General features: G+C 51.8%; 8 protein-coding genes and 1 CRISPR repeat array (1 of these 9 running past the window's edge). Of the genes, 6 read left to right on the top strand and 2 right to left on the bottom strand.

Annotated elements, in window-relative coordinates; translation table 11 throughout:
* The first annotated feature begins 385 nt into the window (after positions 1 to 385).
* From EDD78_RS11835 to EDD78_RS11810, 6 genes are all read left to right on the top strand, one after another.
* On the top strand, positions 386 to 1,336 hold the full coding sequence (locus tag EDD78_RS11835; RefSeq protein ID WP_079699049.1) for an AraC family transcriptional regulator: 951 nt from the start codon (positions 386 to 388) through the stop codon (positions 1,334 to 1,336).
* A gap of 231 nt (positions 1,337 to 1,567) precedes the next feature.
* Positions 1,568 to 2,872 carry a family 4 glycosyl hydrolase gene (locus EDD78_RS11830; protein ID WP_132085068.1) on the top strand — a complete coding sequence of 435 codons (1,305 nt, stop codon included), beginning with the start codon at positions 1,568 to 1,570 and terminating at the stop codon, positions 2,870 to 2,872.
* Between the two features lie 12 nt (positions 2,873 to 2,884).
* Complete coding sequence (locus tag EDD78_RS11825) at positions 2,885 to 4,234, top strand: ABC transporter substrate-binding protein (protein ID WP_132085067.1); 1,350 nt, start codon at positions 2,885 to 2,887, stop codon at positions 4,232 to 4,234.
* Positions 4,235 to 4,362: 128 nt separating this feature from the next.
* The gene (locus EDD78_RS11820) at positions 4,363 to 5,244 is read left to right on the top strand and encodes a carbohydrate ABC transporter permease (protein WP_079699052.1); all 882 of its coding nucleotides are present in this window, start codon (positions 4,363 to 4,365) and stop codon (positions 5,242 to 5,244) included.
* Positions 5,241 to 6,086: a carbohydrate ABC transporter permease gene (locus EDD78_RS11815; RefSeq protein ID WP_132085066.1), complete on the top strand. Its 846-nt coding sequence runs from the start codon at positions 5,241 to 5,243 to the stop codon at positions 6,084 to 6,086. Before EDD78_RS11820 ends, EDD78_RS11815 begins: the two co-directional genes overlap by 4 nt.
* The gene (locus EDD78_RS11810) at positions 6,083 to 6,706 is read left to right on the top strand and encodes a flavodoxin family protein (RefSeq protein ID WP_132085065.1); all 624 of its coding nucleotides are present in this window, start codon (positions 6,083 to 6,085) and stop codon (positions 6,704 to 6,706) included. The genes EDD78_RS11815 and EDD78_RS11810 overlap by 4 nt, the downstream gene beginning before the upstream one ends.
* A gap of 1,054 nt (positions 6,707 to 7,760) precedes the next feature.
* On the opposite strand, the gene EDD78_RS11800 is transcribed toward EDD78_RS11810, so the two are convergent.
* Positions 7,761 to 7,985 carry a hypothetical protein gene (locus EDD78_RS11800; RefSeq protein ID WP_132085063.1) on the bottom strand — a complete coding sequence of 75 codons (225 nt, stop codon included), beginning with the start codon at positions 7,983 to 7,985 and terminating at the stop codon, positions 7,761 to 7,763.
* Entirely contained in the window at positions 7,954 to 8,256 is a 303-nt protein-coding gene (locus EDD78_RS11795) for a hypothetical protein (protein ID WP_132085062.1), read from the bottom strand. The genes EDD78_RS11800 and EDD78_RS11795 overlap by 32 nt, the downstream gene beginning before the upstream one ends.
* A 4-nt stretch (positions 8,257 to 8,260) precedes the next feature.
* Positions 8,261 to 9,369: a CRISPR direct-repeat array (repeat unit 33 nt; unit sequence ATTTCTATCCACGCACCCCGTGAGGGGTGCGAC); it runs 2,925 nt beyond the window's last position.

Raw genomic sequence — 9,369 nt, 5'->3', positions numbered from 1 at the left:
CGAAGGGTTCCCGGGGGCGTTCTACCAGGGGTTTAAGCAGTTTTACCGCTCGCTGTTGGAGCCCGGGGCGCGGCGGGACTACGCGGACTTTGCGGTGGGGGCGCGGGACATGGAGCTCTGCGAGGCTGCCTTCCAAAGCGCCTACTCGGGACAATGGGTCGGGGTGTAATTTATATATCACTCCTGGAAATGTCAAGGTATCGCAGTGGCTGTCTTAAAAGAATCCCCTGAGGAATCAAATGTTTCCTCAGGGGATTTTTATGGACGGTTCGCTCGGGTAAGAATTCCATTTTTTGTTACAACCTGTAAACCGCATAATAATGGGGAATTTGTTGATTTTAATCGAAAGTAATGATAGAATGCTTTTAAGAGAGGGGGGAGTGCTTTGAATCAGCTTGGGATTGACAAATATGGATTTCGCTTCTTTGTCAACCGCAATGAAGGCGACTGGAAAATGCCGGTGGAATTCCACAGCGAGTATGAGCTTTTTTATGCGCTTACTGGACGGGGGTTTTACTTTGTTGCCAACCGTTATTATTCATTTGAAGCGGGGGACCTGCTTTTTATTCGCAGTGACGAGCTGCATAAATGCCAGTCGTTTAACGGCGAACCCTTTGCGGCGTTCGTCATTCTGTTTGATGAAAAGATTTTAGAGCTCATGCGGCCCTGCGAGAACGAAAGCCTCATCCCTCCGGCGTTGACGGTACAGTCGTCTGGATTTTGTCATCATGCGCGCACGCTTCCTGAGTCCCGCCGGCGGATTGTCGGCTATTTGGAACGGCTGCGCGATGAATATTCGATGGAAGACAGCCATTCGGTTGAGATCGTCTCGTGCCTCATGCATGCGCTGCTCATCGAGGTGGCGCGGCTCTTTGCCGTACAGGACAGCGGCGCCAGCGACGTCATTGAGCTTCCGAGAGGCGCCAAATTCCGCCGCGCAGTCATGTCCGCCATGAGCTACATCAACGCCAATTATACGGATGCGCTGACGCTGGGAGGCATTGCCGCCCAGGTCTTTGTCAATCCTTCTTATCTAAGCCGGGAATTTAAAAAAGAAACGGGCTATTCTGTCAACAGGTTTATTATGATGCGCCGTATCAGCGCCGCGCGGAGCCTGTTGCGGGACAGCGACCGCCCTGTTACAGAAATTGCCTCTCTTTGCGGATATAACAATGTCACCAACTTTCACTGGGCCTTCAAGAAGCTCATGGATATGAGCCCCAACACTTACCGCCGCCAGTTCAGGCATATCACATACGGCACCAGTTTGGAAGGCGACCTTTTGGGAGAGGCCCGTCACTATGTATTGGAGCCGCAGGCTCCTGTTATAAAATAATGCTCATTGCACTTCGGGCAGCGCCTTACGGCGCTGCTTTTTTATATGGTGGAAGAGAGAAAAGATCAATATTTCTGAGTAATTGGTGTTGGATTTCAGAATTTTGAAGTAAAAATATCCGAATGAACAGTCAACCCATCTCTCCCGCAGTGTTGCATATAGCACTATAATTTAGCTATGGATCGGCTTTAATTTATTGAATATGCAACATTTTGTTGGGAGGCTTCGCCTGTGAAAATTTCGATCATTGGCGCCGGAAGCGCTTTTACTCAGAAAATTGTCATTGACATCCTGCGTATCGAAGGCCTGGAGGGCGGCGAGCTGGCGCTGGTGGATACCAATGCCGAACGGCTCGATCTGGCGCGCCGCATTGTGGAAATGACCATCGATAAGACGAAAAAAACCGGGAAATGGAGCGTGAGCGCTTCCACCGATCTGAGAGAGGTGATCGGCAGTTCAAAATTCGTTATCAATGAGATCGAGGTCATGGGACTTCAAACGGTCAAAAACGAATTTGAAATTCCGCTCAAATACGGTGTCAAGCAGTGTATCGGCGACACGATGGGACCCGGCGGCCTCTTCAAGACGCTGCGCCTCGTGCCCCAGTGGCTGAAGATCGTAAAGGTTATCGAGGAGCTTTGTCCCGAGGCGTTGATTTTGAGCTATTCCAATCCGATGTCGGCCGTTACGCTGGCAACCTCGCTCGTCACCGATATTCCCGTCGTGGGCCTGTGCCATTCCGTCCAGTACACCGCGCGCAAACTGGCCGAACTGCTGGAGGTCCCGTATGAGGAGCTAAAGTACAGCTGCGCGGGGATCAATCACATGTCCTGGTATACGACGCTCACCCATCGGGGACGCGATCTTTACCCCGAGCTCAAGCGCCGCGCCGAGGACCCGGAATTTATCAAAAACGATCCGGTCCGGCTGGATTTTCTTAGGTATTGCGGCTATTTTGTCACAGAATCCTCAGGCCATTTCTCCGAATACATTCCCTATTACCGCAAGCGCCAGGACCTCATCGACGCGCATTGCTCGCTCGGCTACAATGGCGGTACCGGCTTTTATGCCTACGGCTGGCCCGAGTGGCGTAAAAACCGCGACGAAATGATCAGAAAGCAGCTGGCGGGTGAGGAGGACATCGTCATTCAGTCCTCTGAGGAATATGCCCCTGTTATCATTGGGGCCGTCGTCAAGGACGAGCCGGCCGTAATCTACGGCAACGTTCCCAACCGCGGCCTGATCGAAAACCTGCGGAGCGACGGCGTGGTGGAGGTGGCCTGCCTGTGCGACCACAACGGGGTGACGCCCTGCCGCTTCGGCAAGCTGCCGGAACACCTGGCGGCGCTGAACCGTTCCAACATGGATTTCTTTTCCCTGGCAGTGGGCGCCGTATTGGAGGGCAGCCGGGACATGGCGGAGCATGCGCTGATGCTCGATCCCCTGAGTGCGGCCGTATGCTCGCCCGCTGAAATACGCAGCATGTTCGAGGAGCTCCTGGAGGCTGACCGGGACTATATCGTTACGTTAAAATAAGGAGGAACAATCATGAAACACGGTAAAAAGACATTATCCGCTCTTCTGACCCTATCGGTTTTCTGCGGCCTGTTGTCGGGCTGCGCGGGCTCGGGTGGCTCCGCCGGGGCTCCCACGTCCGAACCTGCATCGGAGGCCTCCTCCACGGCCCCGTCCAGTGAAGCGGGAGGGGAACCCGTTACGTTGGAATTCGCCTTCTGGGCGGGGGCGGGTCCCGAGGAGGACGCCTACAACACCCTGATCGACCGCTTTATGGAGGAAAATCCAAACATCAAGATCGAAAAACAGATGCTCTCCTATGCTGACTACTACACCTCGCTGGATACCCGGATTGCGGGCGGCCAGGCGCCGGATGTGTGCAAAATGCTCTATCAGCAGGCCGGTACCTATGTGGACGCTGGAATATTGGGCGATATGAGCCCTTACATCGATCAGAGCGAGGTCGACGACCTGCTGCCGGCGTTCAAGGCGGCCGCGGTGGTAGACGGTAAGCTCGTCGCGTTCCCGCTGCAGACGGATACCTATCTCATTTTCTACAACAAGGATATGTTCCAAAAGTCCCAGATCACGCCGCCCACCACGATGGAGGAGGCATGGAGTTGGGAGGAATTCGGCGACATCGCCAAAAAGGTCAAGGAGGACAACGGCGTTAAATATTCCTTTGTCTATCGCTGGACCAAAACGAAGTCTTACGCCCTTTTCCCCTGGATTTATGCCAACGGAGGAAGCGTGGTGAATGCGGACTATACCCGCGGGAACCTGTCTGATCCGAAGTGCCTAGAGGTTCTCGACATGATCGACGGATGGGTCGGCGACGGCCTCCTCGCTCCCATCAGCCCCGAGAGCTCCGAAGGGGTGGACGATATCTTCTCCACCGGTCAGGCTGCGATGATTATTTCCGGCAACTGGATGATGTCCCAGTATGATCAAAACCTCAAGGACAAGTGGGGCGTCACCTATATGCCCCAGCGCGATGGGAAAATCGGTTCCGATCTGGGCGGCGGCGAGCTGTGCATCACCAGCGCCGGCGAGCATCCCGCGCAAGCGGCAAAATTTGTGCAGTTCATGACCAGCAAGGAGAGCTCCAGATACTTCTGTGAGAACGCCAATTTCCTGCCGGTGCGCACCTCCCTTTCCGAGGAGGGGATCACCTATCAGACCTATTCCGACGAAATGAACTACTTCGTCAAGCAGGCCGGTACGATGGACCCCGCTATGGTTGCCTGCCAGACGAGCAAAGGTTTTTCCAAGGTTTCCAAGCTCTTCAGCGAGACCATCGAGCGCGTCGTTCTGGAGGACACCCCGACCGCCACCATTGCTGCCGACTTTGACGCCGCCGTCGAGGAGGCGCTGGCCGAGTAAGGATACAAACACCACTGGTGGCTCCTCCCTCAGCGAGCAGGGGGGAGCCACTTGAATCATCCGGAATCTGGCGAGCCGCCCGCCAAAAGGAGGTGGCCGCCGCCGTTTTGGCGGCGACAGGAGGCAAAATGGCAGCTACCACTTTGAAGAGGCGTAAAAAAATCTCTCTGATCCCTTATCTGTTTATTGCGCCGAATATGATTTTGTTTTTGACCTTTATGATCGTGCCGCTGTTCTACACCATTTATATCAGTCTGACCAAGTGGAACATACTGGGTACGCCGGTTTTCATCGGGCTGGAAAACTATCAGAAGCTGCTCACGTCCAAGGTGTTCTGGCGCAGCGTTTGGAATACGGTTTATTATACGCTGGGCACTGTTCCCACCAGCATGGTGCTGGCGCTCGGGCTGGCTGTAATTTTGAATAAGCGTATTCCGTTTCGGGTCTTTTTTCGCAGTGCGCTTTTCATTCCGGTCGTTATCTCCATGGTGGTCACCGGTATTCTCTGGTCATGGATTTTCAACGCCGACTACGGCATACTGAATTATCTCCTCTCCCTGCTCGGACTCGATCCGGTGGGGTGGCTCATTGAGCCTGCCACGGCCATGATCCCCATCATTGTCGCCACGCTTTGGTTCAGGGTGGGATACAATATGATCATCTATCTGTCCGCGCTGCAGGGCTTATCGCCCAGCTTTTATGAAGCGGCGCGGGTGGATGGAGCCAACGGCTGGCAGCAGTTTTGCTATATCACCCTGCCGCTGCTGCGCAACACCCATGTGTTCGTGCTCATCATGTCGATGATTTACAGCTTCAAGTCGTTCGATATCATTTATGTGATGACCGGCGGCGGACCCGCGAAGGCCACGACGACCATGGTACAGTATATTTATGAACTGGGCTTTCAAACGGGGGAAATGGGCCGCGCTTCCGCGGTGGGAGTGCTGCTGCTTCTCTTTATGGTCGCATTTACGCTGCTTCAGCTGCGCGGGGAGGAGGGAGCAAAATGAGAAAACACAGAAGGACCCTCGACGGTTCCAGGGTGGTGGATGTATTCCTCATCGTGCTGCTGGTGCTCTTCACGCTGTATACGCTGTTCCCTTTTTACTGGATGATTACCACCGCACTCAAGCCCGCCTCGGAGATTCTCGTCGTGCCGCCCAAGTTTTTTCCCTCGTCGCTGCAATTTGAGAACATCCCCAAGGCCTTGTCCATGGCCCCGTTTGGCACCTACTTTCTCAACAGTTCGATTGTCACGGTGACCGCGGTGATCATCACCGTATTTATCAATCTGCTGGCCGGGTTTTCCTTTGCAAAATATTCGTTTCCCGGTAAGAACGCGCTGTTTTTGGTCGTTCTGTCCACCCTGATGATTCCAATGCAGATTACCATGGTCCCCAATTTCATCATTCTTTCAAAGCTGGGCTGGCTCAATAGCCTCGTCGGACTCATCATCCCTTCCTGTGCGGAAGCGTTCGGGCTGTTCCTGGCGCGCCAGTTCATCAGTGAAATTCCTGACGAACTGATTGAAGCCACCCGGGTGGACGGAGCGGGGGAGTTGCGCATCTTTTTCTCGGTCATTGTTCCCAATTGCCATGCGCTCATCGGCGTGCTTGTTATCTTCACGTTCATGTGGCGCTGGAACGACTTTTTGTGGCCCCTCATTGTGGTGAAGGATCAGGCGCATTACACCGTACAGCTGGGGCTCAAGGTGATGCAGAGCTATCAGTATGTGGACTGGTCAAGCGTAATGAGCGCGTCCTTGGTCTGCATCCTGCCCATGGTTGTGGTATTTGCCTGCTTCCAGCGCTTTTTCGTGCAGGGCATCGCCGCGAGCGGGATCAAGGGATGAGCCGGATTATCGCCGTCAACGGCTCGGCACGTCAAAACGGTACTACCGCCAAGCTGCTTTCGCGGTTCCTGGATGAGTGCGAAAAATTGGGGGCCGAAACGCATCTTCTCCATGTCGGAGCGCTTATGCGTCAACAGCGCGTACCCTTCTGTACCGCCTGCTCTTCCCCTTGCCTCGGGCAATGTACCCGCGGCACCGGACTGGAAGAGGCCTACGAATTGCTTGCCAGCTCCGATGCCGTCATGATCGGCACGCCGGTGTATTATTCCAATGTCAGTGCGCAGCTCAAGGCTTTTTTCGACAAATCCCGCTTTTGGCGCCTCTCCGGTGCATTTACAGACTTGTTGGGCGCCGTCCTCGTCACGGGAGGCGCTACTTACGGGGGACAGGAGAATACCGCTGCATCGCTGCATGCCATGATGCTTGTGCATGGAATGATTATTATCGGTGACGGCGCCCGGGAAGCGGATCCGGGGCACCATGCTCTCTATGGCGGACCGGAGGCCGACAATGATCCCACTCTGCTTGCCCGCCTGCCTATCGTTGCCCGGAGGATGGTCGGCCTGTGTGGTAATTTGGCACGCAGCGGCGGACGGGAGATCGGAAATCATTATCGGTAATGGCCCGATCGCGGGAATCCCCCAAGGGACGTATGGTCCCTTGGGGGATTCTTTGATTTGCTGCTATAGTCTGCATTAAAGCTATAAATAGGAAAGGTAAGATGTATTCTAACCTGGAAATTTTTTTAAGTACAGTCTGAACAGACGTGGCTTTTAAGCTTTAAACAAAAGTACTGAAAAAAGTAAAAGGAGGAACGGAGATGATAAGATCAAGTAATAATCGAAAGGACGTTCCCATAGTCAGACAAGAATAAAGAGGGGGATTTTTATTAACGAAGCAACCGAAGCGATGACACTCCATGCAGAGCATACTGAGACAATCACAATCAAGCAGATTTATTCTTTCGTTCAGTAATTCCTCCAATTCGGCTAAACAGAATCGTACGATGACAAGATCGTCTTTTAAGAAAATATAATTAACATTTTCTTTGTATGTTCTAGGTTCGCTCTGCTTACTAACAAACACACCGAATTTCATTCCGGCGTCATGTAAAATTCCCCGAAATTTCTGTAAGTAATCTATAGACGGCGTTTGGTTTTCATTTTTGCATTCAATATAAAAGCTACTACCAATTCGATTAAGTAGCATGCAATTACTTAGCCATTTTATTCTAATCATTGTGTCAATTTGATTTGTCTGTGTTCTTTGCCCTGTTGTGGCACGGAATAAGACACATTGCGTAAACAAATTGCATATAAAATTTTCAAGCGATGCGCCTTGCCTAGTTGTTGTACCATTTACCTGATCTAACTGATACCTCAGTTTTTCAAAGTCTTGTACACAGAACAGGTCATCATATGTTACAAGTTTATATTGAACGTCACCGTCAAGAGAACCCACATGGACAACAGTTCCTCCTGAGGCGTTCAAAACAGGAATCCTATCCTGTTGTCCCATTTGAAAAGGGGGTTGAGTATTAAGGGAAAATAGTAAAATTACATCATTTTGAAAGTTAATATCTTTAATATTAATTACGTTTTCACATATTGGACAGTATGGTAGTACATCCGCGATGCTTTGTAAAGATTTTATTTATATAAGAGAACGCCACATTCATGGCATTTTAATGCGTATCTTTTCTTGAATAATCCTATATCCAAGCACTTTTTTAGGTGATTCTGAAGTTGTCTGATAATCAAGTTGGAGAGCGTCAGACACTTTTGAAATAGTAATTAGCTTTTGAGCTGCGGGAGACAAGCCTGAAAGGTATTTATCCATATTATCAAGTGTATTCTCTGAAAAACTATTACTGAGCATCAATAATTGAGAATAATACATTTTCAATATCCTCCTTTGCTGTATACTTAGAGAACTTAAATAAGCCCCTCCCTTTGTTCTCATAAATCTTAACAGGAAAAGAGACATCACTACCAGTATCCCTTAGCTTTTTCCAAAAGAATTGAATGCTCTCACAGGGTTTCTTCTGATAAGGTATTCTTTTATTATCAAAAAACACCGCTCTTGATTGTAATGGCTTATTTAATCCCGCTCTTTGATCTACTTGAGAACTTTCTTCGTCTTGTGCGCTTAAATGTATAATATCTTTCATTGGTATTTCTATCCACGCACCCCGTGAGGGGTGCGACCCCATCGCCGCTCCGATGGAATGCTGCAGCATGATTTCTATCCACGCACCCCGTGAGGGGTGCGACCGGGTGGCTGCCGGGTGGAGGATGGCTGCCCGAAGATTTCTATCCACGCACCCCGTGAGGGGTGCGACCACATTTGATCTCAACAGTATTTTATGTGTCGATATTTCTATCCACGCACCCCGTGAGGGGTGCGACGTGGATACCATCGAGGTCACCTACCTCAACGGCAAGGAATTTCTATCCACGCACCCCGTGAGGGGTGCGACGCCAAAGTAGGAAGGAGCACAATCAGCAATATCATTTCTATCCACGCACCCCGTGAGGGGTGCGACTTTAAAAGCCATTCTGCAAATTTTCTTGGTATTTTTAATTTCTATCCACGCACCCCGTGAGGGGTGCGACCGGGTGGCTGCCGGGTGGAGGATGGCTGCCCGAAGATTTCTATCCACGCACCCCGTGAGGGGTGCGACCACATTTGATCTCAACAGTATTTTATGTGTCGATATTTCTATCCACGCACCCCGTGAGGGGTGCGACTCCTCCCGCGTGCCAGGGAAAACAAACGGGCCAATATTTCTATCCACGCACCCCGTGAGGGGTGCGACCCTGTACGAAGTCCCCGATGGACAGGGGATGCGATTTCTATCCACGCACCCCGTGAGGGGTGCGACCCCCAGGCTGACCTTGCCCTCGGCGACCAGGGTCAGATTTCTATCCACGCACCCCGTGAGGGGTGCGACTTCTCTCTATTTTCAATTAAATTTCTCCTTTGTTATTTCTATCCACGCACCCCGTGAGGGGTGCGACGAGGATACTCTTGGCCGTCTTGCCCGCGGCCAACTTATTTCTATCCACGCACCCCGTGAGGGGTGCGACGTGTGGGATACCTGGTATCCGCCCAACGGCTTTATTTCTATCCACGCACCCCGTGAGGGGTGCGACCGCTGGACATCCGCAGCTATAGCGGCGCCCAGCAGATTTCTATCCACGCACCCCGTGAGGGGTGCGACCTTATTATAATGGCCCCGTCCCTGCTAGCGACAGATTTCTATCCACGCACCCCGTGAGGG

This window comes from Harryflintia acetispora (assembly GCA_004340125.1).
Taxonomy (GTDB): Bacteria; Bacillota; Clostridia; order Oscillospirales; family Ruminococcaceae; genus Harryflintia; species Harryflintia acetispora.
The sequence above is the reverse complement of the archived record's forward strand: the minus strand, read 5'-3'. Positions and strand labels throughout refer to the sequence as shown.

Bases quoted from the DNA above. Each gene is read 5' to 3' on its own strand.
- EDD78_RS11815 (WP_132085066.1), top strand. From the start codon at position 5,241: ATGAGAAAACACAGAAGGACCCTCGACGGTTCCAGGGTGGTGGATGTA.
- EDD78_RS11820 (WP_079699052.1), top strand. From the start codon at position 4,363: ATGGCAGCTACCACTTTGAAGAGGCGTAAAAAAATCTCTCTGATCCCT.
- EDD78_RS11825 (WP_132085067.1), top strand. From the start codon at position 2,885: ATGAAACACGGTAAAAAGACATTATCCGCTCTTCTGACCCTATCGGTT.
- EDD78_RS11795 (WP_132085062.1), bottom strand. From the start codon at position 8,256: ATGAAAGATATTATACATTTAAGCGCACAAGACGAAGAAAGTTCTCAA.
- EDD78_RS11800 (WP_132085063.1), bottom strand. From the start codon at position 7,985: ATGTATTATTCTCAATTATTGATGCTCAGTAATAGTTTTTCAGAGAAT.
- EDD78_RS11810 (WP_132085065.1), top strand. From the start codon at position 6,083: ATGAGCCGGATTATCGCCGTCAACGGCTCGGCACGTCAAAACGGTACT.